Genomic DNA, 25113 nt, shown 5'->3' on the forward strand with positions numbered 1-25113 from the left:
GGACCCGGTCCGGTGCACGCGATCCCCGCCGTCGACCCCAGGACCCCTCGTGCTGCTCTCCTGCCTCATCGCCGCGTTCGCCCTCGCGGCCGCCGCCCCCACCGCGACCCGGCTGCTGGGCCGCAACACCGGCTGGCTGCTGGCCGCCGGGCTCCTCGGCGTCGCCGTGCCGCTCGCGGCCACCGCCGTCGACGGCGCGAACGACCAGGTCGTCCCGTGGATGCCGACGCTCGGCATCGACCTCGCGCTCCGCCTCGACGGGCTCGGCCTCGTCTTCGCGATGCTCGTCCTGCTGGTCGGCGCCGCGGTCCTCGCCTACTCCTCGCGCTACCTGAAGCCGGGCCGGCATGCCTCCTTCTTCGGCCTCATGGCGCTGTTCGCGGCCTCGATGCTGCTGCTCGTCCTGTCCGACGACGTCGTCGTGATGTTCGTGGCGTGGGAGGCCACCACGCTCTGCTCGTTCTTCCTCATCTCGCGCTCGGGCGAGGGCGCGCGCGAGCCCGCGATCCGGACCCTGCTCGTGACGGCGCTCGGCGGCCTCGCGCTGCTGGCCGCCGTCGTGACCATGGCCGTGGCCACCGGCACCACGCGGCTCAGCGCGATCCTCGCCGACGAGATCTGGTCTCGCGACGGCGCGTTCACCACGGTCGTCGCCGTCCTGCTCGCGATCGCGGCCTTCACCAAGTCGGCCCAGTTCCCGTTCCAGGCGTGGCTGCCGGACTCGATGGTCGCCATCACGCCGGTCAGCGCCTACCTGCACGCCGCCGCGATGGTGAAGGCCGGCATCTACCTCCTGCTGCGCTTCTCCCCCGCGGTCGGGCAGGAGGTGGTCTGGTCCGCGCTGCTGATCTCCGCGGGCCTGATCACCTCGATCATCGGCGCGCTCGCCGCGCTGCGGCGCCACGACCTCAAGGAGCTCCTGGCCTACTCCACGATGAGTCAGCTCGGTCTGCTGGTCGCGACGATCGGCGTCGGCACGCCCGAGGCGCTCGCCGCCGGGGTGATCCACACGATCGCGCACGCGCTGTTCAAGGCCGCGCTGTTCATGCTCGTCGGGGTCGTCGACGTCCAGGCCGGCACGCGCGACATCCGCCGCCTGACGGACCTGCGCCGCCGCATGCCGGTCACCTTCACGCTCACCGCGGTCGCCGCGGCCTCGATGGCGGGCGTCCCGCCGCTGCTGGGCTTCCTCAGCAAGGAGAGCCTCCTCGACGCGTTCTGGGAGGCCCCCGGACCCGACCTGCTCGGGCCGGTGCTCGCCGTCGTCGTCGCGCTCGTGGCCGTGCTCACCTTCGCCTACTCGGCCCGCATCGTCCTGGACGGCTTCGGTCCGCTGCGGCCCGGGCTCGCGCTGTCGGACGTCGACGCCGACGACGAGAGCAGCCCCGTCGAGCCGCCCCACGAGGCGCGCCCCACCTTCTGGGGCCCGGTCGCCCTCCCGGCGCTGGCCGGCGTCGCGCTCGGCGTCGTCCCGTTCGTCCTCGACGGCCTCGTGAGCGGCGCCGCGAGCGCCGCCTCGGGCACCGCGCAGGAGGAGCACCTCTCGCTCTGGCACGGCGTCAACCCCGCCCTCGTCCTGTCCGTGATCGTCCTGGTGACCGGGACCGCGCTCGCGCTCGGGCGCGAGCGGGTCGACCGGGCCCTGGCGCGGGCCCGCCTCCCGTTCTCCGCCCTCGCGGTGGTCGACGGCGCTCGCGCGGGCCTCATCCGCCTCGGCGCCCTCGTGGGGCGTCCGACGGCAACGTCCGCGCCCCGCCGTCACCTCCTGATCCCCGCGGTCTGCCTCACGCTGATCGCGGGGGCCGCGCTCGCCGTCGGCGGCCTCGACCTCCCGGCCCGGGTTCCGGGCGACGTCGCGGCCACCGACGCGGGGCTGCTCGCCCTGGTCGTGGCCGGGACGGTGTCGGCCGTCCTCGCACGCACGCGGATCGGCGCGGTCGTGGTGACGGGGGTCGTGGGCTTCGCGATGACGGCGTGGTTCTTCACGCTGGGCGCCGCCGACGTCGCGCTCACGCAGCTGCTGGTCGAGATCCTCACCGTCGTGGTGATGGTGCTGCTCCTGCGCCGCCTGCCGTACCGGTTCCGGCGCGAGCCGCGGCGCGGCGCCGTGCTGCCCGCCGTGGTCGCGATCGCCGCGGGCGCCGCCACGACCCTCGGGGTGTGGGCGCTGACGGGCCGGCGCGGGCTCTCGCCGGCTGGCGAGTGGTACGTGACCCAGGGCGAGGCGGAGACCGGCGGCGCGAACGTCGTCAACACGATCCTGGTCGACTTCCGCGCGCTGGACACCCTGGGCGAGCTGACCGTGCTCGGCGTCGCGGGCGTGACGATCCTCGTCCTGCTGCGCGCCCGCCGGGAGCTCCCGCCGCGCGAGCCCGAACCCGCCGTCGACACCTCCTCCCCGCTCGCGGACGCGGGCGCCAACGCCGTCTTCACCCGGACCCTGACCCGCGCGGTCGGGCCGCTGACCGTGCTGCTGTCGGCCGTGCTGCTCCTGCGCGGCCACCAGGAGCCCGGCGGCGGCTTCATCGCCGCGCTGATGGGCGGGGCGGGTGTCGCGCTGGTGTACCTGGCGGCGCCGTCGGACCGCGCGGCCCGGATCCGCGCCCCCACCTCCTGCTCATCGGCGCGGGCGTCCTCGTGGCCACGGGCGTCGGGCTCGTCGGTCTGGTCGAGGGCTCGTTCCTCACCCCGATGAGCGTGGACCTGCTCGGCCTGTACGTGACCAGCGCGCTCGTGTTCGACGTCGGGGTCTACCTCGCCGTCATCGGCGTCGTGCTCGCCGCGCTGAACCTGCTCGGTCTGCCGCGCAGCGGGCCACCCTCGGCGGTCGCCGCGACGCGGTTCCGGCGCGCGCCCGAGACCGGACCCGAGACGGAACCCGAGACCGAACCCGTGCCCGACGCCGAACCCCGGACCGCGAAGGAGGTCGCCCCGTGATCATCGCGATCGCCACCGGCGTGCTCGTCGCCGGCGCCGTCTACCTGTTCTCGCGGCGCGAGATGCTGCGCGTGATCCTCGGCTTCGTGCTGCTGAGCCACGCCGTCAACCTCACGATCATCGCCTCGGGCGGCACCTCGCGCCGCGGCGAGCCGCTCGGCTCCGACCTCGACCCCGCCACGACGGCGGACCCGCTCCCCCAGGCCTTCGTGCTGACGGCGATCGTCATCGCGTTCGCGATCACGATCGTCATGCTCGTCATGGCCGTCACCGGCCGGCACGACGACGACCTCGCCGACGCGAGCGACGACGATCCCGCTGAGACCGACGGCGACGACAGAGCCACCACCACCGCCGAGGAGGGGGCCGCATGAGCGCCCCCGTCCTCCCCTCCTGGTGGCCGTGCCGCTGCTCCTGGCCGGTGCGCTGATCCTCGTGCCGCAGCGCCGACTCCTGAACCGCGTCGTGCTGCTCGCCGCGCTGACGGCGTCGACCGCCGGGGGCGTGACCCTCGTGCTCGGTTCGCTCGAGGGCACGACCCTGGCCCACGCGGTCGGGCTCTGGCCCGGCGGGATCGCGATCCCGTTCGCGGCCGACATGCTCACGGCGCTCATGCTCACGGTCACCGGTCTGCTGACCACCACGTGCGCCGCGTTCGCGATGGCCGCCGGATCGGCCGACCGGCCGTTCTTCGCGCCGCTCGTGCTGGTGCTGACGGCGGGGGTGAACGGCGCGCTGCTGACGGCGGACCTGTTCAACCTGTTCGTGTTCATCGAGGTGATGCTGCTGCCCTCGTACGCGCTGTTCGTGATGGCGGCGCCGGGGCGGGCTCGCCCTCCCGCGTCGCGGGCGTGCGACTGTACGTGACGGTCAACCTGCTGACCTCGACGATCTTCCTGGCCGGGGTCGCCTTCGTCTACGGCGTCGCCGGGACGGTGAACCTCGCCGAGCTCGCCGGTGCGGCGGCGGAGTCCGACGCCGTCGCGATCGCGACGGCCGTGTGCCTGTTCGCGCTGTCGATCAAGGCGGCGGTCGTACCGGTGCACGGCTGGCTGGCACGCGCCTACCCGGCCACGTCGCCCACCGTCACGGCGATGTTCTCCGGCCTGCACACCAAGGTCGCGATCTACGCGATCTACCGGATCTACGCCGTCGTGTTCGACGGCGACGAGCGCTACCTGTGGATCGGCGTCGTCGCGTTCAGCCTCACGATGGCGGTCGGCGTGCTCGGCGCCGTGGGCGAGAGCACCACGCGCTCCATCCTCGCGTTCCACATGGTCAGCCAGATCGGGTACATCCTCATGGGCGTCGCGCTGTTCGGACCGGCGGGCCTGACCGCCGGCATCTTCTACCTGCTGCACCACATGATCGTGAAGGCGTCGCTGTTCCTGTCCACCGGCGCGATCGAGGTGCGCTACGGCACCGGCGCCCTGGACCGGCTCGGCGGGATGGCGCGGCGCGAGCCGTGGGTCGCCGTCGCGTTCTTCGCCGCCGCGCTGTCCCTGGCGGGGCTGCCGCCGTTCTCCGGCTTCGTCGCCAAGCTCAGCCTGATGGTGGCCGGCGTCGAGGCGGGGCAGGTCGCCGCCGTCGTGGTCATGGTCGTCGTCAGCCTCGTGACGCTGCTGTCGATGCTGAAGATCTGGAGGGGCGTGTTCTGGGGGCGGTGCCGGCCGAGCTGGACGCCGGGGCGGATCCAGCGGCCGGCGGTGGTGAACCGCGACGGCGGGTGAACCCCGCGCTCCTCGCCCCCGGCCTGGTCCTCGCGGCCGTCACGCTCGGGCTCGGTCTGGGCGGCGAGCTGCTCCTCGGCCTCGCGCAGACCGCGGCGGCGGGCCTGCTCGACACCTCCGGGTTCGTCGAGGCGGTGAGGTCCGCATGAGCTGGATCTCCTGGCCGCTCCGGATGGTCGCGTTCCTGGCGTGGTTCGCCTGGCAGGTCGTCGTCTCGAACGTCGCCGTGCTGCGGGACAACCTGACGCCGGGGCAGGCGTCCACGCCCGGTGTGGCGCGCGTCGTCACCCGCTGCCGGACCGACGCCGAGCTGACCGGGCTGGCCGGTCTCGTCACGCTGACCCCCGGCACGCTGACGCTCGGAACCGGGCCGAGCACGGCGGAGCACCCCGAGCGCGTCCTGTACGTGCACGGCATGTACCACCCCGACGCCGCCTCGCTCGCTCACGAGGTGGCCACCATCGAGGCGCGGTTCCTGCGCGCCTGGCGACGCGAGGAGGACCGCGCGTGATCGGCATCGACATCGCGCTGGGGGTGCTCGTGCTGACGAGCCTCGCCAGCACCTACCGCATGATCGCGGGGTCGACCGAGGCCGACCGGGTCGTGGCGGCCGACCTGCTGCTGTTCGCGATCGTGGGCATCGTCGCGATGGCGGGCGTGCGGATGGCCTCGACCGCCACGTTCGACCTCGTGCTGGTCGCCAGCCTCGTCGGGTTCCTCGGGGCGCTCTCGCTGGCCCGTGCGCTCACGAGGGGGACCCGGTGAGCGCGCTCGAGGTAGCCGGCCAGGTCCTGGCGGTCCTGGGGTCGCTGGTGCTCCTGACCGCGGCGGTGGGCGTGGTGCGCTTCCCCGACGCCTACACGCGCATCTCCGCCGTCGGCACCGCCAGCGGTGCGGGCATCGTCCTGGTCGTGCTCGGGGCGCTCCTGATCGCGCCGAGCACGTCCGCCGCGCTCAAGGCGCTGGGCGTGGTGGTGCTGCAGCTGGCGACCTCCGCCGTCGGCAGCATGGCGATCGCGCGCGCGGCGCGCCTGACGCGGACGCCGATGGTGACCACGTTCGACGAGCTGGCTGCGCAGGAGGCTCCGGACGAGGGGACCGAGCTCACCGCTCGAACCGGTAGCCCATCCCGGGCTCCGTGATCAGGTGCACCGGAGCCGACGGGTTCGGCTCCAGCTTGCGCCGCAGCTGGGAGAGGTAGAGGCGCAGGTAGCCGGTGTCGGCGATGTGCTCGGCGCCCCAGATGCCCTTCAGCAGCGTCTCCCGCGTGACGAGCCGCCCCTCGTTCCGCACGAGGAGCTCGAGCATCTGCCACTCAGTGGGCGTGAGCCGCACGGGGGCGTCGTCGCGCCGGACCGTCCGGGCCGCGAGATCCACGACGACGTCTCCGAACTCCACGAGCGGGACGACCGGGTCGCTCTGGCCCCGCCGCGTCAGCGCGCGGATCCGCGCGAGCAGCTCCTCGATCACGAACGGCTTCGTGACGTAGTCGTCCGCACCCGCGTCCAGCGCGTCGACCTTGTCGCTGGAACCGGTGCGGCCCGAGACCACGAGGATGGGCACGGCGGACCAGCCCCGGACGGCCGCGATCACCTCGGTGCCGCTCAGCCCGGGCATCCCGAGGTCGACCATGACGAGGTCCGGGTGGTGCTCGATCGCGGCGTTGACGGCCTGCGTCCCGTCGATCGCCGTCACGACCTCGTAGCCGCGGGCGCCGAGCGTGATCCGCAGCGCGCGCAGGATCTGCGGGTCGTCGTCGGCCACGAGGATCCTCACCACGCCACCTCCGCACCGGCGGGCGCCGACTCGGCGGCCGGAGCCGGGACCACCGGCAGCGAGACCACCATCGTGACGCCGCCGCCCGGCGTGTCCTCGATTTCCAGCGTGCCACCCATCCCCTCGGTGAAGCCCTGCGAGAGCGCGAGACCCAGCCCCAGGCCCGAGGTGTTGTCGGTGTCCCCCTGGCGCTGGAACGGGAGGAACACCTCCTGCTTCCGGGACCCGGGGATCCCCGGCCCGCGGTCGATCACGCGGATCTGCCCGACGTCGCCGAGCGTGGAGGTCGCGACCCGCACGGAGCCCGCCGCCCGGATCCCGTTGGTCAGCAGGTTGACGACGACGCGCTGCAGCAGGCCGCCGTCGGCCATCACCGGCGTCGCCGGCGCCTCGAGGTCGAGGTCGACGTCGCCCGGCCCCAGCCCGAGCTCGTCCAGGGCCGCCGCGATCACCTCGTCCGGCGCCGTCGGGATCGCGCGGACGGCCAGGACCCCCGCCTCGAGGCGGCTCACGTCCAGCAGGTTCGTGACCAGCGACGTCAGCGTGTCCAGCGACTCCTGCGCCGTGTCCAGCAGCTCGTCGCGATCGGTGCCCGACAGCGGCAGGTCCCGCACCCGGAGGGTCCCGACGGCGGCGACGGCCGCCGCCAGCGGGCGGCGCAGGTCGTGGCTGACGGCCGACAGGAGCGCGCTTCGGACGCGGTCGGCCTCGGCCAGGGGCACGAGGGACTGCGCCGTCTCCTCGAGGTCGTCGTGCTCGAGCGCGACGTCGATCTGCGCGCTGATCACGTGCAGCAGGCGGCGCTCCGACGGCGAGGGGACGCGACCGGCCACCTCCAGGTGACCGCGCTCGCCCACCGGGACGCTCACCGTCGCGGGTACGTCCCGTGCGACGCCGTCGAGCGTGGCGCAGGCCCGGACCTCGCCCTCGACGACGACGCGCACCTGGCTCAGGCCGAACGCCTCGCGCGTGCGGGCCAGGATCGCCTCGAGCGCGTCCTGCCCCCGCAGGACGCTGCTCGCCACCCCGGCCAGGAGCTCGGACTCCGCGGCGGCGCGGCGTGCCCCCGGGCCACCCGGGCCGACTTGTCCACCACGATGCTGACCAGCACCCCGTTCACCACGAACAGCGACAGCGCGAGCACGTGCAGCGGTTCCGACACCGAGATCGTGTGCAGCGGGTCGATGAAGAAGTAGTCGAGCGTGACGCCGGAGAGCACGGCCGTCAGCAGCGCGGGCCAGATGCCGCCGACGAGCGCGACGAGGATGACGAGCAGCTGGTACAGCAGGACGTCGCCGATGATCGACTCCGGCGAGCGCCACGCGACCATCGCCCACGTGAGCAGCGGTCCGCCGGCCAGCGACAGCGCCAGCCCGAGGAGCCGCCGCCGCGGGGTGAGACCGCCGCCGAACCGTGGCAGGCGCAGGGGCTGACCCGCGCGACGGTGGTTGACGATGTGGACGTCGATCGAGCCGGCGCCGTGGATCACGCCCTGGCCGACGCCGGGCCCGCCGAGCGCGGTCCGGATCCAGCCGCGGCGGCTGATCCCGATGACGAGCTGGGTGGCGTCCACCGATCGCGCGAACTCCACCAGCGCCGTCGCCGGGCTCTCGCCGACGACCTGGTGGAACGTGCCGCCGAGGTTCTCGACGAGCGCACGCTGGGCGTCGAGCGCGGCCGGCGCGGCCCCCGCAGACCGTCCGACAGGATCACGTGGACGGCGAGCAGCTCACCCCCGCGGTCCGGGCGGCGATGCGCGCACCCCGCCGCAGCAGCGTCTCGCCCTCGGGCCCACCCGTGATGGCGACGACGACGCGCTCGCGGGCCTGCCACGTCGAGCTGATCGAGTGCGCCTCGCGGTAGGAGCGCAACGAGGAGTCGACCTCGTCGGCCAGCCAGAGCAGCGCCAGCTCGCGCAGCGCCGTGAGGTTGCCGAGGCGGAAGTAGTTCGACAGTGCGGCGTCGACGCGCTCGGCCGGGTAGACCAGACCCTGGGAGAGCCGGCCCTGGAGGGTCTGCGGGGCGACGTCGACGAGCTCGACCTGGTGCGCGTCGCGCAGCACCGCGTCGGGGACGGTCTCGCGCTGCGTCACCCCGGTGATCTGCTCGACCACGCCGTTGAGCGAGGTGATGTGCTGGATGTTGACCGTGGTGACGACGTCGATCCCCGCCTCGAGCAGCAGGGCGACGTCCTCGTGGCGCTTCTCGCGCTCCGACCCCGGGGCGTTGGTGTGGGCGAGCTCGTCGACGAGGGCGACCTCGGGGCGGCGCTCGAGAACCGCCTCGACGTCGAGCTCGGACAGCGTGACACCGCGGTGGGTGACGCTGCGCCGCTCCACCACCTCGAGGTCGGCGACGGCCGCGGCGGTCGCGGAGCGGCCGTGCGTCTCGAGGAGGGCGACGACGACGTCGGAGCCCAGGTCGCGCAGCCGCCGCCCCTCCTCGAGCATGGCCACGGTCTTCCCGACCCCCGGTGCGGCGCCGAGGAGGACGTGGAGACGCCCGTGCGGACGCCTGGACTCGCTCACGAGCGTGACGGTACCTCGGCGTCGAGCGCGAGGTTCAGCTCGAGGACGTTCACGGTGGGCTCGCCCAGGAAGCCCAGGCCGCGACCGTCGGTGTGCTGCTCGACCACCGCGCGCACGACGTCGGGCTCGACCCCGCGTGCCTCGGCCACGCGCTCGACCTGGATCGCTGCGTACTCCGGGGAGATGTGCGGGTCGAGGCCCGAGGACGAGGTGGTCACGGCGTCGGCGGGGATCTCCTCGACCGCGACCCCCTCGAGCTCGGCGATCGCGGCCCGGCGCTCCTCGATCGCGGCGACGAGGTCGGGGTTCTCGGGTCCGAGGTTGCTGCCCGAGGACGCCGAGGCGTCATAGGAGTCCCCGGCCGCGGACGGGCGGGACTGGACGTAGTCCGGCAGCGCCGCGCCGTCGGAGTCCGTGAACGACTGGCCGATGAGGCGCGAGCCGACGACCTCGCCGTCGGCGTTCTCGACCAGGGAGCCCGCCGAGCGCTCGGGCGCGATCACCGCGGACACACCGGTGATCACCAGGGGGTAGCCGAGGCCGAGGACCACCGTGGACAGCAGGGTGAACCGCAGGGCGACGGCGTAGGGACGAACGAAGGACATGCGTTGCTCCGTGTGAGGCTGGGTGTGGCGGGGGTAAACGGTGGCCCGGGCTCAGAAGCCGGGGACGAGGCTGATCAGCAGGTCGATCGCCTTGATGCCGATGAACGGCACGATCACGCCGCCGAGCCCGAAGACCAGCAGGTTGCGGCTCAGCAGGGACGAGGCCGTGCCGGGGCGGTACTTCACACCGCGCAGCGCGAGCGGGATCAGCGCCACGATGACGAGCGCGTTGAACACGATCGCGGAGAGCACCGCGGAGGCGGGCGAGCTCAGCTGCATGACGTTCAGGGCCGCGAGGCCGGGGAAGACCCCCATGAACATGGCCGGGATGATCGCGAAGTACTTCGCGATGTCGTTCGCGATCGAGAACGTGGTCAGCGAGCCGCGGGTGATGAGCAGCTGCTTGCCGATCGAGACGATGTCGATCAGCTTCGTCGGGTCGGAGTCCAGGTCGATCATGTTCCCGGCCTCCTTCGCGGCGGAGGTGCCGGTGTTCATCGCGACGCCGACGTCGGCCTGGGCCAGAGCGGGGGCGTCGTTCGTGCCGTCGCCGGTCATGGCGACGAGGTTGCCGCCGTGCTGCTCCTTGCGGATGTAGGCGAGCTTGTCCTCCGGGGTCGCCTCCGCCAGGAAGTCGTCGACGCCGGCCTCCTTCGCGATCGCGGCGGCGGTGAGGGGGTTGTCACCGGTCACCATGACGGTGCGGATGCCCATCGCGCGGAGCTGCTCGAAGCGCTCCGTCAGGCCCTCCTTGACCACGTCCTTCAGGTGCACGACGCCGAGGACGCGCGCCCCGCCGTCGCTCTCCTGCCGCGCGACCACCAGCGGCGTGCCGCCGCTCGCGGAGATCGCCGTGACGGCGCCGTCGAGCTCGGCGGCCGCCGAGGCGCTCACGTCGGTGCCGGTCCCCGCGACCCAGGCGGCGACGGCGGAGCCGGCACCCTTGCGGATGCGCGTGCCGTCGGGCAGATCCAGGCCGCTCATGCGGGTCTGGGCCGTGAACGGGACGACCTCCCCGTTGGACGAGGTCTCCTGCGCGACGCCCTCCTCCCGGGCGAGGACGACGATCGACTGCCCCTCGGGCGTCGGGTCGGCCGCCGAGGCGTGCGCGGCCGCGGCGAGCAGCTCCTCGCGCGAGACGCCCTGCATCGGCACCACGTTCCTCGCCTGGCGGTTGCCGTAGGTGATCGTGCCCGTCTTGTCGAGCAGCAGCGTGGTGACGTCGCCCGCGGCTTCGACCGCGCGGCCGGACATGGCCAGCACGTTGCGCTGCACGAGGCGGTCCATGCCGGCGATGCCGATGGCCGAGAGAAGCGCACCGATCGTCGTCGGGATGAGGCAGACCAGGAGCGCGACCAGGACCGTCAGGCTCACGGGGGCCCCGACGTAGGACGCGATCGGGTTCAGCGTGAGCGTGACCACGAGGAAGACGACCGACAGGCTCGCGAGCAGGATGTTGAGCGCGATCTCGTTGGGCGTGCGCTGGCGCGAGGCACCCTCGACGAGCGCGATCATGCGGTCGACGAAGGTCTCACCCGGCTTGCTGGTGATCCTCACGACGATCCGGTCGCTCAGCACGCGCGTGCCGCCCGTGACCGCGCTGCGGTCACCGCCTGACTCGCGCACGACCGGTGCGGACTCGCCCGTGATGGCCGACTCGTCGACCGAGGCGATGCCGTGCACGACGTCGCCGTCGCCCGGGATGAGCTCGCCGAGCTCCACCACCACGACGTCGCCGACCTTGAGGTCGCTGGAGGGGACCTCCGTGGTCTCCGAACGTTCGGCCGCGGCGTCGTGCGCCGCGTCGTAGAACCGCACGAGCGTCGCCGCCGTGCTGGTGCGCGTGGCGCGCAGGCTGTCGGCCTGCGCCTTCCCGCGACCCTCCGCCACGGCCTCGGCCAGGTTGGAGAAGATCACCGTGAGCCACAGCCAGGCGCCGATGACGCCGGTGAAGACACCGGGCACGGCCGTGCCGCCCGAGTCCTGGGGCCCCCGAGGAACGGCTCGGCGATCGTGAGCAGCGTGGTCAGCACGGCACCGACCTCGACGACGAGCATCACCGGGTTGCGCCACATGACGCGCGGATCGAGCTTGCGCAGGGCGACCGGCAGCGCCTCCAGGAGGGCGCGCCCGGTCAGCGCGCTGCGCCGGGAGCCGGACGTGGGCGAGCCGGCGGGCGCCGGCGAGGTCGGGGGTGTGGTGGACGACGTCAGGAGAGACATCACAGACCTTCTGCGAGAGGACCGAGGGCGAGGACGGGGAAGTAGGTCAGCGCCGTGACGACGACGCAGACCGTGCCGAGGAGGCCGGCGAACAGCGGGCGCGTCGTCGGCAGCGTGCCGGACGTGGCCGGGACGCCGTCCTGGGCCGAGAGCGACCCGGCGAGCGCGAGCACGAACAGGATCGGGAGGAACCGACCCAGCAGCATCGCGAGCCCGAGCGCCGTGTTGAACCACGGGGTGTCGGACGTGAGTCCGGCGAACGCGGACCCGTTGTTGTTCGCGGCGGAGGTGAAGGCGTACATCACCTCGCTGAGGCCGTGCAGCCCCGGGTTCAGGATCGAGGTGTCCTCGACGTCGGCCCGGACGCCGGGGATCGCGAAGCTGAGGGCCGTGCCGACCAGCACGAGCGTGGGCGTGACGAGGATGGAGAGGCTCGCGAGCTTGATCTCGCGCGGGCCGAGCTTCTTGCCCAGGTACTCGGGCGTGCGGCCCACCATGAGCCCGCCCATGAAGACCGCGATGACGGCGAGGACGAGCATCCCGTACAGACCGGCGCCGACACCGCCGGGAGCGATCTCGCCCAGCATCATGCCGACCATCGGCACCATGCCGCCGAGCGCCGTGGAGGAGTCGTGCATCGAGTTGACCGACCCGGTGGACGTCATCGTGGTGGCGACGGCGTAGAGCGCCGATCCCGCGACGCCGAAGCGCTGCTCCTTGCCCTCCATCGCGCCGCCCGCGAGCTCGGGGCCGTACCGGCGCCCCGCATCTCGAGGATCGTGGCCGCGGCGAGCGCGACGGTGAAGATCCCGACCATGACGGCGAGGATCGTGCGGCCCTGGCGCGTGTCGCCGACCATCGTGCCGAAGGTGCGCGGCAGGCTGAACGGGATCAGCAGGAAGAGCGCGACCTGGAACAGGCTCACCCAGGAGGAGGGGTTCTCGAACGGGTGGGAGGAGTTGGCGTTGAAGATGCCGCCGCCGTTGGTGCCGAGGAGCTTGATGGCCTCCTGGCTGGCGACGGGCCCGCCGGGGATGCTCTGGGAGCCGCCGGCCACCGTGGAGACGTCCGTGAAGCCGGCGAAGTTCTGGATCACGCCGCCGAGCACCATCACGAGCGCGGCCACGACGGACAGCGGCAGCAGGATCCGGACGATCGTGCGGGTGACGTCCACCCAGACGTTCCCGAGCGTGCCGCTGCGGCGGCGGGCGAACCCGCGCACGAGGGCGACGGCGACGGCGATCCCCACCGCGGCGGAGATGAAGTTCTGCACGGCGAGGCCGACCATCTGGACGACGTAGCCGAGCGAGACGTCCGGGGAGTAGGCCTGCCAGTTGGTGTTCGTCACGAACGAGACGGCCGTGTTGAACGCGAGGTCGGGGTCGACCGGCGGCATGCCGAGCGCGTAGGGCAGGACGGACTGCGTCCGCTGGAGCACGTAGACCACGACGATGCCGACGAGCGAGATGGCGAGCACCCCGCGCAGGTAGGTGCGCCAGGGCTGCTCGCTGCGGGGGTCGACGCCCACCACGCGGTAGCTGACGCGTTCGACGGCGAGGTCCTTCGTGCTCACGAAGGTCCGGGCCATGTAGTCACCGAGGGGGCGGTGCGCGAGGGCGAGGACCAGCGCGAGGACCGCGACCTGGAGGACGGCTGCGAGGGCGGGGCTCATCAGAAGCGCTCCGGCTTCACGAGTGCGACGAGCAGGAACACCAGGGCCGCGAGCCCGAGCACGAGCGCGGCCGCCTGGAAGGCGATCACAGCTTCTCGACCCCCTTCGCCAGGGCTGAGAGCGAGCCGATCACCACGAGGGTGAGGGCGAGGAAGACGAGGTCGAGCACGACGACTCCTGATACGGCGGAACGTTGACGTCCCCGATCAGACACCCGCCGCCGTCGCGCGGACGGCGATCCTTACGGAACCCATGCGCCCCCGGGCGCGATCCTCACGGGTTCGTGACGGCGGCCCGCGGACCGTGTGGGACGGGTCACCCGGGTGCGGCGAGCTCCCGCCCCAGCCGCGCGAGCACGTCCATCTGCGCGGGGTTGTAGAGGTCCGCGAGCGCGACGTCGAGCGTCCGGATCCCGGCCGCCCGCCCGCCCGGGGCGCCCGCGAGCGCGTCCGCGAGCCGCGGGTGCGCGGCCTGCAGCGCTCGCACGTAGGCGGCGAGCCCGACGGCGAGCTCCGCACGCACGCCGTCGTCCGCCTCGGCCTCGAGGTGGGTGAAGCGCGCCGCGGCCTCGTCGGACGGCGCGCTCGCCACTGCCTCGCGCCACAGGCGGGCCGTGTCGGCGTCGACCACGCGGTCGAGCACCGTGAGGAAGCCGGCGTCCGCGGCGGTGCCCGCCGGCGCGGGCCGATCCTCCGCCGTCGCCGTCTCGAGCATCACGGCGATCTCGGCCCGCACCCGAGCCAGCCGGTCGATCGTGGCTTCGGCCTCGGCGTCGAGCGCACGCAGCGCCTCCTCCGAGCGCGCGTCGCCGTCCTCCATCGCCCGGATCTGCGACAGCGGGGCGCCCAGGTCGACGAGCTGCCGGATGCGCAGCAGCCGGGTGAGGTCGGCGACGCCGTAGCTCTTGTACCCGTTCGCGGCCCGCGCGGGCTCAGGCAGCAGTCCGATCGCGTGGTAGTGCCGCACCGCCCGCCGGCTCGTCCCCGCGAGCGCCGCCACCTCGCGCGTGCTCCAGCCCACCGACCGCCTCCGTCCATCGACGTCCTTGACTGTGACGTTACGGCCGAGCATTGCATGGGTGCAGCCCGCACGGCCCGGCCGTGACCGCTCGACGAAGGACAGGCATGTCGCCCACCCGCCCCTCCCGCCTCGCGCGCACCCCGCGCACCCCCGCGGTCCGGACGGCCGCACTCCTCGCGGCCTCCGCCCTCGCGCTGACGCTGGCCGCGTGCTCCCCCACCGCCTCCGGCGACGGCGACGCCGCGCCGTCGTCCTCCTCAGGGTCGCCGGACGACGCCGGGCTCGCGGCGTTCGAGGGCCAGACCCTCGACTTCGGCCCCTGCGAGGACTACGCCGTCACCGAGCTCGACCGCGAGGTCTTCGGTCAGGTCGACCGAGCCGAGTGTGCCCGGCTCGAGGTTCCGGTCGACTACGACTCCCCCGACGGCGAGGTCGCCCAGATCGCCGTGCTGCGGCTGCCCGCGACGGGTGAGAGCCTCGGCCCGCTCGTCGTGAACCCGGGCGGGCCCGGCGGACCCGGCCTGATCCAGGCGATCAACGCGGCCGCCGGTCTGGTCGAGACCACGGTGCCCGAGCGGTTCGACATCGTCGGCTTCGACCCGCGCGGCGTCGGGGCGTCGCTGCCGGCCGTGGACTGCGCGAGCGACGCCGAGGCCGACGCCGGGGGCAACGTCCTGCCGCAGGCCGCCTCCAGCCGCACCTGGACGGCGGCCGACGTCGAGGCCGCCACCGAGCGCTGCGTCGAGGGCACCGGCAGCGAGGCGCTGCTGGCCAACCTCGGCACGCGCGACGCCGCGCGCGACCTCGACCTGCTGCGATCGGCGCTGGGGCAGGAGCAGATCTCGTGGCTCGGGCAGAGCTACGGCGCCCGCCTCGGCACGGTCTACGCCGAGATGTTCCCCGAGCGCGTGCGCGCGCTCGTGCTCGACAGCGGCCCCGATCCCAGCGCGGGCACGATCGAGCGGCGCACCACGCAGTACGCCGGCTTCCAGGCCGCGTTCGACGCGATGGCGCAGGCGTGCGCGAGCGCGGGCGACTGCGTCCTCGGCGACGACCCGGCTCTTGCCGTGCAGCGCTTCCAGGAGATCGTCCGTCCGCTGCTGGACACCCCCGTCCCGACCGCGGACGGTCGCGCGCTCGACTACGACGCGGCGATCAACGGCGTCATCGCCGGGCTGTACGACGCCGCGACCTGGCCCGTGGTGCTCGAGGGCCTCGCGCAGGTCGCGCAGGGCGGTGGCGACGTGCTCCTCGCCCAGGGCGAGACGTTCGGCGGCCGCGGCAGCGACGGGGTGTGGAGCAACTACCTCGAGGCCAACAGCGCGATCAACTGCATGGACGAGGAGCGGCGCACGCCCGAGCAGGAGGAGGAGCTGCGCGCCGAGATCCACGCCGTCGCCCCGTTCATGGATCCGGGCCGCGGCCCGGAGGGGGCGCGCGACGGGTGCGAGGCGTGGCCCGCCGAGCCCGACCTCGGCTACCCGCACGCCGAGGGCGTCGAAGGTCTCCCGACGACGCTGACGATCGCGATCACCGGCGATCCCTCCACGCCGTACGACGGCGGGGTCGCCCTCGCGCGGACGCTCGGCAGCGCGCTGCTGACGGTCGAGGGCGCGCAGCACACGGTGGCGATGTCCGGGGTCAGCCCCTGCGTCAGCGACGTCGTGACCGCCTACCTCCTCGACCCGGCCGCGCCGCTCGAGGACGGCACGTGCGCGCTGTGAGCGGCGGCGCTCGGCCGACGGCGTCGCGCGGCCGTGCCTGGAGGCGGTGGCGGGGCGCCGCGGTGGTCGGTCTCGGGGCGCTCGCGGTCGCCGTCGTGATCGCGACGACGGGGCCCTCCGCACCTGCGGTGACGGCGCTGGTGCTGCTGCTCGCGGCGGCGTGGCTCGTCTCGCCGCTGCTGTACCCCCGCAGCCCGGCGTGGGCCGACGCGCTCGAGCGGTCGCGAGCCACGGGCGCCCCGATCGTCCTGTGGAAGCCGGGCTGCGCCGTCTCGGTGCGGCTCCGGCTGGCGCTCGGCCCCGCGGGCCGACGGGCGGTGTGGGTGGACGCCTGGGCCGACGACGACGCCATGACCGAGCTGCGGCGGGTGAACGACGGCGACGAGACGACTCCCACGGCCCTGACCGCGGCCGGGGCGCGGACGAACCCGCCGCCGTCGTGGGTCCGGGCGCAGCTGCCCTGAGATGAGAGTTCTGTCATCTTCCTCTCACCCCGTGCTCAGGCTGCACCGTGACACTGGTGCCATGACCAGGACCACCACCGCCCTCGGCGCCGCGGCCGCCGTCGCCCTCGCCCTGACCCTGAGCGCCTGCGGCGGCTCGGGGGACTCCGCGCCCGACGTCGGCGCCCCGGTGACCGGCTCGTCGACCGCCACGGACCCGTCGACCTCGCCGTCCACCTCCACGCCGTCCGACGCCTCACCCTCGCCGTCCGACGCCTCACCGACCACCGGAGCCTCCACCCCCGCCCCGGGAGCGGGCGACCGGACCGCGTCGGGACTGGCCGCCATCGCGGTCGCCGAGAGCGAGACGGGCGGCGTCGCGTTCGCGATCGACGACTCCGACGACGACGGCGGCTGGGAGGTGACCGTGCGCACCGGGGACACGGCGGTCGAGGTGCGCGTCGGCTCGGACGGCACCGTGGTCCGCACCGAGCCGGACGACCTGGACGACGACGACCGGACCGCGATCGACGCCGTCGGCATCACCCTCGCCCAGGCGATCGAGACGGCCGTGGCCGAGACCGGCGGGGTGCTGGACGACGCCGACCTGAGCGACGACGACGACCAGCGCCACGTCGAGGTCACGGTCGACACGGCCGACCGCACCGACGTCGAGGTCCACCTCGACCCCGCGAGCGGGGAGGTGCTGCGCGTCGAGTGACGCGGACGTTCGTGGCGCGGACGGGGCGCGGATAACAGGGTGACCGCTCGGCGTCCGCGCGGTTGACTCGTCACGTGACCACGACCCTGGCGACACCCACCGCGTCGCAGCTGCCCGCCGTCGTCGCGACCCTCGCGACCTGGCAGCGCGACGGTCTCCCCGTCCAGCTCCACCCCGGCGACCTCGGCTGGGCGTGGCAGCTCGGCGCCGACGCCCTCGCGGCGCGCGTGCGCACGTGGCACGACGGCGCGGGCCTGCTCGCCGCCGTCGGCTTCCTCGACGGCGACACCGTCCTGCGCCTCGGGCTCGACCCCGACCGCAGCGACGACGAGGAGCTGGCCGACGCCGTCGCGCACGACCTCGTCGACCCCGGGCGCGGGGTGCTGCCCGACGGCGAGGCCGCCGTCGAGGCCCGCCTGGGCGCGGCGCTGCACGCATGGCTCGTCGCTCACGGGTGGGTGGACGACGAACCGTGGACCCCGCTCGTGCTCGACCTCGCCACCGCGCCCGAGGTCCCGGCGTCGATCGCGGTCGAGGTCGTCGACGGTGGTGACCGCGACGCCGTCGACCTCGCGGTCGCGACGCACGCCTCGGGCTTCGAGCGCAGCCGCTTCACGCGCGAGCGGTGGGGCGCGATGGCCGCGGGTCCGGCGTTCGCCGGCGCGCGCTGCCTGCTGGCGCGCGCAGTGTCGGGCCCGCGAGCGGGTGACGCCGTCGCGACGACGATCGTGTGGTCGGCCGGGCCGGGGCGGCCAGGCCTGATCGAGCCGCTGTCGGTCTCCCGGGACCACCGCGGTCACGGGTACGGCCGCGCCCTGACCGTGGCGGCGGCGTCGCACCTGCGAGCGATGGGCGCCTCGGGCGTCAGCGTGGCGACGCCGAGCGACAACGCGGGCGCCGTCGCGACCTACCGCTCGGCCGGGATGCGCGAGCTGGCGTCGGTGCGCGACCTGCGGCGTCAGACCACCTGACCCGACCGTCCGCCCGACCCCGCCGTCTGCCGCGGCCCGAGCATCGACACGAGCGCCAGCTTCTCGTGGCTCTCGGTCCCGGGCGCCGCGGTCAGGACGAGCAGCACGTGACCGGTCGCCGGGTCGAGCATCATCTGGCAGTCGAGGTCCATCACCCCGACCTCCGGGTGCTGCAGCCGCTTGTGCTGCGCGTGCGTCACGTGCACCTCGTGCTCGCGCCAGATCTCGGCGAACTCCGTGCTCCGCTCCAGCAGCGCCTCGACGATCGCGGCGGCGCGGCTGCGCGGGCCGTGCTTGGCGAGCACCGCGCGCGCGTCAGCGACGAACGAGCGCGACAGGGCCGCGCGATCCGCCTCGGGGTAGACCTCGCGGGCGCCGGGGTCCGTGAACCACCGGTGCACCACGCTGCGGTCGAGCCCCGTGAACGCCGTCTCGTCGCCGAACAGCGCCCGGGCCGCGGGCGTCTGCACGAGCGTCTCGCCCAGCTCCGTCATCACCTGAGCCGGGGTGTCCGCGAGTCGGTCGAGGATGCGCATCGTGCCGGGTGAGACGTGCGCGGCCGCGAGCGCCCGCTGCGGGGCGGCGTGCCCGGCGAGCCGGAACAGGTGGTCGCGCTCGTCCTGGCTCAGCCGCAGCCCGCGCGCGATCGCCGCCAGCATCTGCTCGGACGGCTGCGGACCCCGCTGCTGCTCGAGCCGGCTGTAGTAGTCCACCGACATGTCGCACAGCGCCGCGACCTCCTCGCGCCGCAGCCCGGGCGCCCGACGGCGCGGTCCCCGGCCGAGCCCGACGTCCTCCGGCTGCAGCGCCTCGCGGCGCAGGCGGAGGAAGTCGGCGAGCTGGCTGCGGTCCACGCGGCCACTGTGGCGCGCGGGGCGGGCCGCGGGCAAGGGGGCCGCTCGAGGTGGACCCGTCACGCGGGGAGGTCGACACCGGTCAGCTCCTGCGACAGCGCCCAGATGCGCGCGGCGTCCGCCTCGACGGTGAGGCGCGAGTAGACGGGCTGCTCGGCGGGCGCACCGCCGAGGTGGCCCGGACCGCTCGGGCCGTACAGCGCCGAGCCGCGGGAGTCCGGCCCGACGGCGGCGAGCACCGCGGGCAGCGCCGCCGAGGCCGGCGTGCCCACGAGCCCGATACGCGAGAGCACGCGGATCAGGCGCACACCCATCGTGTCGCGCGAGCGCCCCAGGCCCGGCTGCGCCGCGAGCAGGTTGGTGGGCGTGATCCCGGGATGGGCGAGGTTGCTGGTCACCCCCACCCGGCCGCGCGGCTGCGGCGGTCCAGATCCATCGCGAACAGGCCCAGCGCGATCTTCGAGGAGCTGTAGGCGTGGTGCGCGTGGTAGCCGCGCTCGGAGCTCATGTCGTCCCACAGCACCGCGTTGCGGTCCGCCGAGACGCTGATCTGGGAGGTCACGCGCGCCTTCCCCGCCACGAGCAGCGGCCACAGCCGCGCCGTGAGCGCGACCGGGCCGAGGTGGTTGGTCGCGAGCTGCAGCTCGAACCCGTCGGCGCTCGCCACCCGCTCCGGCGGCGTCATGACGCCCGCGTTGTGGATGAGCGCGTGGATTGGCTCGCCCTGCGCCACCAGCTCGTGCGCGAACGTGCGCACCGAGTCGAGCGAGGACAGGTCGAGGCCGCGGACGTCGACGGCGGCGCCCGGCACCTCACGCCGGATGCGGTCCGCGGCGGCGCGCCCCTTGGCGGGGTTGCGCACCGGCATCACGACGCTCGCCCCGGAGCGGGCGAGGCGGAGCGCGATCTCGACGCCGACGCCGTCGCTCGCCCCCGTCACGAGGGTGCGGCGACCGGTGAGGTCGGGAAGGGTGATCTCGGGTGTGCGAGGCATGGTGCTCTCCAGGGCGCCGGGGCCGGGCGGGTGCCGCGGCCGATGAACCGATCCTGTCCGCGGATCCGGCCCGTGTTCAGGGCCGGGTCATCCAGGGATCGCGAGTCCCTGGCTCACGGCGCGCGCCACCCGCCACCCGCCACCCGCTGCCCGCCCCCGCCCGCCACACCCCACCGCCGAGTTCGGGGTTCCGCGCCGAGTTCGGGGCTCCGAAGCGCGACCTCAGCGCAGAGCCCCGAACTCGGCGAGGTGAGCGGCACGAAACCCCGAACTCGGCGAGGTGGGCGGCACGAACCCCCGAACTCGGCGAGGTGGGCGGCACGAAACCCGCTCAGCTCACGGCACGGATCAGCTCGTTCACCCCGAGGACAACGAAGATCACCGCGACCGCCCCGAGCACGGTGTTGAGCACCCACCCGTTGCGCCACTCCTTCGGCACGACCTTGGAGTTGAGCAGGAACAGCAGCGTGATCGCGAGGAACGGCATGAACAGGGCGCCGAGCACGCCGTAGGCGATGATCAGCGAGATCGGGCGGCCCAGCAGCAGGAGCAGCATCGGCGGCAGGGTCAGCCACAGGATGTAGCCGCGGTAGTAGGTGCCGCCGATGCGGCGGCGGGGGTCGTCGTCGGGCAGGCCCACGACCTCGCCGAGGAAGTCGGCGAACATGAGCGAGACGCCGTTCCAGACCCCGAGGATCGAGGAGAACGAGGACGCGAAGAACCCGATGAGGAAGAAGTAGGTCATGAAGGTGCCGTAGCGGTCCCCGAGGACCTCGGCGAGGGTGACGAGTCCGGCGTCGCCGTCGGCCAGCGTGATCTGCGCGGAGTAGAGCAGCTCCGCGCCGACGATCAGCATCGCGACCACGAAGATCCCCGACATCACGTAGGCCATCGCGTTGTCGATGCGCATGACCTTCATGAACCGCGGCGTCGTCCACTTCTTCTCCCGCAGCCAGTAGCCGTAGGCCGCGAGGGTGATCGTGCCGCCGACGCCGCCGGCGATGCCGAGCGTGTAGACGAGCGCGCCGTCGGGGATGCGCGGCACGAGGCCGCCGATGATGTCGCCGAGGTTCGGCGTCGTGACGATGGCCGCGCCGACCACCGTGATGAACATGAGCCCCACGAAGAACGCGATGACGTACTCGAACATCTTGTAGCGGCCGAACCACACGATGACGGCGCCGAGCAGGCCAGAGACCACCGCGAACAGCCAGATCGGGACGCCGGGCACGAGTGCGTTCAGCGGCAGCGCCGTGGAGGACATCGCGGCCGCGCCGTAGACGAAGCCCCACAGGACGATGTACGGGCCGAAGTAGATCGTGGTCCAGATGCCCAGGCGCCGCCAGCCCTGGAAGATCGTCAGCCCGGTGGCCAGCGTGAACCGCCCGGCACCCTCCACCAGCGCGATCTTGATGATCACGCCCGCGACGGCGGCCCACAGCAGCGCGTAGCCGTAGCGGCTGCCGGCCACGAGGGTCGCGATGAGGTCGCCCGCCCCGATACCCGTGGCCGCGACCACGAGGCCGGGTCCGATGATGCGCCAGCGGGGAGGGGAGGTGACCTCGCCCTCGATGTCCTTCGCCTGTGAAGTCATGGCGGCACGCTAGTGGACGGCACGGGGAGCGGGTCGGCCCTCACCCTGCTTCTGAGACGGCGTGTCGACCCGTTCTGGGAGGAACGATCCGACGGTCCTAGGGTCGGTCGCAGGCGACCTCCGCGCGGTGGCGGGGCGCCGAACGGGAGATCTCATGACCGAGCACCGGGCCACGGCGACCGGGCGGGTGCTGATCTCCGGCGCGAGCATCGCCGGTCTCGCCACCGCGTTCTGGTTCGAGCGGATCGGGTGGCGGGTCGACGTCGTCGAGCGCGCCGAGGCCTTCCGCGAGGGCGGGCAGAACGTGGACGTGCGCGGGGCGGCGCGCGCCGTCGTCGACCGGATGGGCCTGACCGAGGCCGTCCGCGACCTGACGACGACGGAAGAGGGCACGCGGTTCGTCGACGCCGAGGGCGGCACGGTCGGGGAGTTCCCGGCCCGGGAGGGCGAGGACGGCCCGACGGCGGAGCTCGAGATCCTGCGCGGCGATCTGGCCGGGGCGATCCGCGACCGGCTGGGCGACGCCGTCGCGCTCCGCTTCGGCGACACGATCGCGGAGGTCGACGACGGCGCCGCCACCGCTCCCGTGCGCGTCACCTTCGCCTCGGGTCGGGTGGGCGAGTACGACCTCGTGGTGGTGGCCGAGGGTGTGCGGTCGGCGACCCGCGCGCGGGTGCTGCCACCCGATGCGATCGAGCGCGACCCGCTCGGACTCACGATGGTCTACGGGACCATCCCGCGCACCGCCGACGACGACCGGTGGTGGCGCTGGTACACCGCGACCGACCAGCGCCAGGTCACGCTGCGGCCGGACAACGTCGGGACGACGCGCGCGACGCTGGCGTGGCTCACCGACCGCGACGATCTCGTCGGGGTGCCCGCGGCCGAGCGCGACGCCGTGCTGACGGAGGTGTTCGACGGCGCGGGCTGGGAGACCGAGCGCGTGCTCGCGGGGCTGCGCGCCTCCGACGACGTCTACCTCGACCACCTCGAGCAGATCCGGCTCGCGCGCTGGTCGCAGGGGCGCGTGGCGTTCGTGGGCGACGCCGCCTGGTGCGTCACGCCGCCGGGCGGCGGCGGGGCGTCGCTCGCCCTGCTCGGCGGCTACGTGCTGGCGGCGAGCGTGAGCACGCACAGTGACCTCGCGGACGGACTGCGAGCGTTCGAGGAGTGGCTGCGGCCGGTGGTCGAGGAGACGCAGAAGCTCCCACCGGGCGTGCCGAGGCTGGCCTACCCGCACTCGGCCCTCGGCGTCGGCGTGCTGCGCGCCGGGGTCCGCGTGGCGGCCAGCGCACCGGTGCGGGCGCTGGCCGGGCGGGCGATGGGCTCGGCCGCGGAGAGCGACCGGGAGCTGCCGGAGCTGCGGCCCGCGGGTGGCTGAGTCGCGCCGCGCGCACCCCCCACCGCCAAGCCCCCCACCACCGCCGTCGCCCCACCACCGCCAAGCACCGCCCACCACCGCCGAGTTCGGGCTTGCGCACCGAGTTCGGGCACGCGGGAGCCGAACTCGGCGCGCAACCCCGAACTCGGCGCAGCGCGCGTGCTCAGCCGGCGTCGCGGCGTACGCTGCAGCGCATGGTCCGCAGCGACGTCGATCGCGCCGCGCTCTCGGGCATCACCCGTTCGTTCGGTCGTGCTCCCGTCGTCGACGTCCCAGACCGAGCGGATGGCGCCCGCGCTGCACATCTGGAACGCGTCGGGCGAGATGTGCGCGACGACGGCGCACCTCCTTCGAGCCCGCTCAGCGCCGAGTGACACCGCCGCTCACGCCATGGTCCCCGTGGCCGGAACCTCGTCCGTGATCGAGTAGCGCAGGTGGACCGTGCCGGTCGGCCCCGTCGCCGCCGGGGCGAGCAGGCGCAGGTTGGCCGGCACCGCCCCGCCGTCGAAGATCTTCTTGCCCTCGCCGAGCACGAGAGGGTGCAGCCACAGGTCGAGCCGGTCGGCGAGCCGCTCGTTCAGCAGCGTCTGCACCAGGTCGAGGCTGCCGACGACCCGCGTGTTCGCGTGCCGCTCCCGCACCTCGCGCACGGCCGCGGGGAGGCCCGGCCCGAGCTGGTGCGCACCGTCCCAGTCGAGGTCGAGCCGGGACCGCGAGGCGACGTACTTCGGGATGCGGTTGAACAGGTCGGCGATCCAGCCGGTCTGCTGCGGCCAGTACGCGGCGAAGATGTCGTAGGTGCGCCGGCCCAGGAGCAACGCATCCGTCTCGGCGTACGCGGCGGCGACCTGCTCGCCCTCGACGTCGCTGATCAGCGGCGCCTGCCAGCCCCCGAACGCGAAACCCTCCGGGTCCTCCTCCGGCCCGCCCGGCGCCTGGCCGACGAGGTCGAGGGTGGCGAACAGCTCGAGGTGCAGGTGTCCCATGGTGCGCTCCCGTGATCGTGTCGGCCGGTCGTTGCTGGTCACCGGTGGACCGCCCCGCGCACCGGAAGTCATCGGCCGGACGGCGGGTCAGACCGGGCGGGAGCTCAGGTCCTGGGTCCCGATCACGCCGAGCATCGCGAGCGCGTCGGCGCTGTCCGTGCCCAGCGCAGGTGTGAACCACAGCAGCCGCTGCCGACCGTCCGCGCTGACGAGATTGAGGCAGTTCACCTCCACGACGCCGAGCGCCGGGTGCACGATCCGCTTGCGCTCCGCGCGGCGGACGGCGACGTCGTGTCGCGCCCACACCGCTGCGAACTCGGGCGAGCGCTCCCGCAGGTCCGCGACGAGGGCGGCCGCCTCGCCGTCACGCGCGTCCCGGGCGGCGACCGCGGCGCGGAGGTCGGCGACGAAGCTGCGCGTGTGCGCCTCGTGGTCCGCCTCGGGGTAGAGCGCGCGGGCCGAGGGATCGGTGAACCACCGGTGCACGAAGCTCGCGGCGAGGCCCGTGAACCGCGTCTGGTCCCCCAGCAGCGCGACCGCGCGGGCGTTCTGCACCAGGCAGACGTGGAGGTCCGTGATGACCTGCGCCGGGGTGTCGGGCAGGCGGCTCAGGAGGTCGAGCATGCCCGGGTCGACGTGCGCGGCCGTCCCGCCCGCGGCGGGGACGGGGCGGTCGGCGAGGCGGAAGAGGTGGTCGCGCTCGTCGCGCGTCAGCCGCAGCGCCCGGGCGAGCGCCGCCAGCATCTGCTCGGACGGCTGCGACCCCGCACCCCGCTCGAGCTCGTTGTAGTAGTCGACCGAGGCGCCGGCGAGCTGCGCCACCTCGTCGCGGCGCAGGCCCGGAACGCGGCGCCGCGGTCCGGGGACGAGGCCGACGTCGTCGGGCCGGATCCGTTCGCGCCGCGACCGCAGGAAGGCACCCAGCTCGCGGTGGTCCAGACTCATGCCCCCAGTG

At 73.9% G+C, this 25113-nt stretch carries 26 protein-coding genes and 3 pseudogenes; 15 read left to right on the plus strand and 14 right to left on the minus strand.

From position 1 onward, the window contains the following. Positions 1–49: 49 nt before the first annotated feature. From QQK22_RS14570 to QQK22_RS14610, 9 genes are read left to right on the plus strand one after another with little or no spacing between them, the layout of a single operon-like run. A complete protein-coding gene (locus QQK22_RS14570) occupies positions 50–2695 on the plus strand; it encodes a DUF4040 family protein (RefSeq protein ID WP_284251685.1) in 2646 nt (881 codons plus the stop codon). Next, positions 2638–2937 carry an MnhB domain-containing protein gene (locus QQK22_RS14575; RefSeq protein WP_284251686.1) on the plus strand — a complete coding sequence of 100 codons (300 nt, stop codon included), beginning with the start codon at positions 2638–2640 and terminating at the stop codon, positions 2935–2937. Before QQK22_RS14570 ends, QQK22_RS14575 begins: the two co-directional genes overlap by 58 nt. Next, positions 2934–3311: a sodium:proton antiporter gene (locus tag QQK22_RS14580; RefSeq protein ID WP_284251687.1), complete on the plus strand. Its 378-nt coding sequence runs from the start codon at positions 2934–2936 to the stop codon at positions 3309–3311. Before QQK22_RS14575 ends, QQK22_RS14580 begins: the two co-directional genes overlap by 4 nt. 22 nt (positions 3312–3333) lie before the next feature. Continuing rightward, on the plus strand, positions 3334–3804 hold the full coding sequence (locus QQK22_RS14585) for a proton-conducting transporter membrane subunit (RefSeq protein WP_284251689.1): 471 nt from the start codon (positions 3334–3336) through the stop codon (positions 3802–3804). Beyond that, positions 3789–4667: a proton-conducting transporter transmembrane domain-containing protein gene (locus tag QQK22_RS14590; RefSeq protein ID WP_284251690.1), complete on the plus strand. Its 879-nt coding sequence runs from the start codon at positions 3789–3791 to the stop codon at positions 4665–4667. Before QQK22_RS14585 ends, QQK22_RS14590 begins: the two co-directional genes overlap by 16 nt. Then, a complete protein-coding gene (locus QQK22_RS14595; protein ID WP_284251691.1) occupies positions 4664–4816 on the plus strand; it encodes a hypothetical protein in 153 nt (50 codons plus the stop codon). Before QQK22_RS14590 ends, QQK22_RS14595 begins: the two co-directional genes overlap by 4 nt. Beyond that, a complete protein-coding gene (locus QQK22_RS14600; RefSeq protein ID WP_284251692.1) occupies positions 4813–5178 on the plus strand; it encodes a Na+/H+ antiporter subunit E in 366 nt (121 codons plus the stop codon). The genes QQK22_RS14595 and QQK22_RS14600 overlap by 4 nt, the downstream gene beginning before the upstream one ends. Next, on the plus strand, positions 5175–5432 hold the full coding sequence (locus QQK22_RS14605) for an MrpF/PhaF family protein (RefSeq protein ID WP_284251693.1): 258 nt from the start codon (positions 5175–5177) through the stop codon (positions 5430–5432). Before QQK22_RS14600 ends, QQK22_RS14605 begins: the two co-directional genes overlap by 4 nt. Then, entirely contained in the window at positions 5429–5809 is a 381-nt protein-coding gene (locus QQK22_RS14610) for a cation:proton antiporter (RefSeq protein WP_284251694.1), read from the plus strand. Before QQK22_RS14605 ends, QQK22_RS14610 begins: the two co-directional genes overlap by 4 nt. On the opposite strand, the gene QQK22_RS14615 is transcribed toward QQK22_RS14610, so the two are convergent. From QQK22_RS14615 to QQK22_RS14650, 8 genes and pseudogenes are all read right to left on the minus strand, one after another. Further along, positions 5772–6443 carry a response regulator transcription factor gene (locus tag QQK22_RS14615; protein WP_284251695.1) on the minus strand — a complete coding sequence of 224 codons (672 nt, stop codon included), beginning with the start codon at positions 6441–6443 and terminating at the stop codon, positions 5772–5774. The genes QQK22_RS14610 and QQK22_RS14615 overlap by 38 nt on opposite strands. Continuing rightward, positions 6440–8971: pseudogene (locus QQK22_RS14620) on the minus strand (DUF4118 domain-containing protein). Before QQK22_RS14620 ends, QQK22_RS14615 begins: the two are co-directional and overlap by 4 nt. Next, positions 8968–9576, minus strand: a complete 609-nt coding sequence (gene kdpC / locus QQK22_RS14625) for a potassium-transporting ATPase subunit KdpC (RefSeq protein ID WP_284251696.1) — start codon at positions 9574–9576, stop codon at positions 8968–8970. Before kdpC ends, QQK22_RS14620 begins: the two are co-directional and overlap by 4 nt. 51 nt (positions 9577–9627) lie before the next feature. Next, a pseudogene (kdpB, locus tag QQK22_RS14630) lies at positions 9628–11798 on the minus strand (potassium-transporting ATPase subunit KdpB). Beyond that, a pseudogene (kdpA, locus tag QQK22_RS14635) lies at positions 11798–13470 on the minus strand (potassium-transporting ATPase subunit KdpA). The pseudogenes kdpB and kdpA overlap by 1 nt, the downstream one beginning before the upstream one ends. Then, positions 13470–13559 (minus strand): potassium-transporting ATPase subunit F, encoded by a 90-nt coding sequence (locus QQK22_RS14640; protein WP_284251697.1) that lies wholly within the window; start codon positions 13557–13559, stop codon positions 13470–13472. The pseudogene kdpA and the gene QQK22_RS14640 overlap by 1 nt, the downstream one beginning before the upstream one ends. After that, the gene (locus QQK22_RS14645) at positions 13556–13684 is read right to left on the minus strand and encodes a hypothetical protein (RefSeq protein ID WP_284251698.1); all 129 of its coding nucleotides are present in this window, start codon (positions 13682–13684) and stop codon (positions 13556–13558) included. Before QQK22_RS14645 ends, QQK22_RS14640 begins: the two co-directional genes overlap by 4 nt. A gap of 101 nt (positions 13685–13785) precedes the next feature. Continuing rightward, a complete protein-coding gene (locus tag QQK22_RS14650) occupies positions 13786–14490 on the minus strand; it encodes a MerR family transcriptional regulator (protein WP_284251699.1) in 705 nt (234 codons plus the stop codon). Positions 14491–14594: 104 nt separating this feature from the next. On the opposite strand from QQK22_RS14650, the gene QQK22_RS14655 reads away from it, so the two are divergent. The 4 genes from QQK22_RS14655 to QQK22_RS14670 all read left to right on the plus strand — a co-directional run bounded on the left by QQK22_RS14655 (position 14595) and on the right by QQK22_RS14670 (position 18349). Then, positions 14595–16214, plus strand: coding sequence for an alpha/beta fold hydrolase (locus QQK22_RS14655; RefSeq protein WP_284251700.1), 1620 nt, complete (start codon positions 14595–14597; stop codon positions 16212–16214). Continuing rightward, positions 16202–16678 (plus strand): thioredoxin domain-containing protein, encoded by a 477-nt coding sequence (locus tag QQK22_RS14660; protein ID WP_284251701.1) that lies wholly within the window; start codon positions 16202–16204, stop codon positions 16676–16678. The genes QQK22_RS14655 and QQK22_RS14660 overlap by 13 nt, the downstream gene beginning before the upstream one ends. Positions 16679–16739: 61 nt before the next feature. Next, the gene (locus QQK22_RS14665; RefSeq protein WP_284251702.1) at positions 16740–17378 is read left to right on the plus strand and encodes a PepSY domain-containing protein; all 639 of its coding nucleotides are present in this window, start codon (positions 16740–16742) and stop codon (positions 17376–17378) included. Positions 17379–17452: 74 nt separating this feature from the next. After that, a complete protein-coding gene (locus QQK22_RS14670; protein WP_284251703.1) occupies positions 17453–18349 on the plus strand; it encodes a GNAT family N-acetyltransferase in 897 nt (298 codons plus the stop codon). On the opposite strand, the gene QQK22_RS14675 is transcribed toward QQK22_RS14670, so the two are convergent. The 4 genes from QQK22_RS14675 to QQK22_RS14685 all read right to left on the minus strand — a co-directional run bounded on the left by QQK22_RS14675 (position 18337) and on the right by QQK22_RS14685 (position 21791). Beyond that, positions 18337–19203 (minus strand): helix-turn-helix transcriptional regulator, encoded by an 867-nt coding sequence (locus tag QQK22_RS14675; RefSeq protein ID WP_284251704.1) that lies wholly within the window; start codon positions 19201–19203, stop codon positions 18337–18339. The two genes, QQK22_RS14670 and QQK22_RS14675, sit on opposite strands and share 13 nt — an antisense overlap. A 59-nt stretch (positions 19204–19262) precedes the next feature. After that, positions 19263–19601 carry a Rossmann-fold NAD(P)-binding domain-containing protein gene (locus tag QQK22_RS18940; protein WP_348525603.1) on the minus strand — a complete coding sequence of 113 codons (339 nt, stop codon included), beginning with the start codon at positions 19599–19601 and terminating at the stop codon, positions 19263–19265. Further along, entirely contained in the window at positions 19598–20197 is a 600-nt protein-coding gene (locus QQK22_RS18945) for an SDR family oxidoreductase (RefSeq protein ID WP_348525604.1), read from the minus strand. The genes QQK22_RS18940 and QQK22_RS18945 overlap by 4 nt, the downstream gene beginning before the upstream one ends. Before the next feature lie 331 nt (positions 20198–20528). Continuing rightward, a complete protein-coding gene (locus QQK22_RS14685) occupies positions 20529–21791 on the minus strand; it encodes an Nramp family divalent metal transporter (protein WP_284251705.1) in 1263 nt (420 codons plus the stop codon). A gap of 154 nt (positions 21792–21945) precedes the next feature. Between QQK22_RS14685 and QQK22_RS14690 the strand changes: the two genes are divergently transcribed. After that, a complete protein-coding gene (locus QQK22_RS14690; protein WP_284251706.1) occupies positions 21946–23172 on the plus strand; it encodes an FAD-dependent monooxygenase in 1227 nt (408 codons plus the stop codon). A gap of 194 nt (positions 23173–23366) precedes the next feature. Further along, positions 23367–23546, plus strand: a complete 180-nt coding sequence (locus QQK22_RS14695) for a hypothetical protein (RefSeq protein WP_284251707.1) — start codon at positions 23367–23369, stop codon at positions 23544–23546. 9 nt (positions 23547–23555) lie between these two features. Here the strand turns inward: QQK22_RS14695 and QQK22_RS14700 are convergent, their stop codons facing one another. Further along, a complete protein-coding gene (locus QQK22_RS14700; RefSeq protein WP_284251708.1) occupies positions 23556–24158 on the minus strand; it encodes a dihydrofolate reductase family protein in 603 nt (200 codons plus the stop codon). Between the two features lie 87 nt (positions 24159–24245). Beyond that, positions 24246–25103, minus strand: coding sequence for a helix-turn-helix transcriptional regulator (locus tag QQK22_RS14705; RefSeq protein WP_284251709.1), 858 nt, complete (start codon positions 25101–25103; stop codon positions 24246–24248). Positions 25104–25113 lie beyond the last annotated feature (10 nt).

The organism is Litorihabitans aurantiacus, assembly GCF_030161595.1.
Taxonomy (GTDB): domain Bacteria; phylum Actinomycetota; class Actinomycetes; order Actinomycetales; family Beutenbergiaceae; genus Litorihabitans; species Litorihabitans aurantiacus.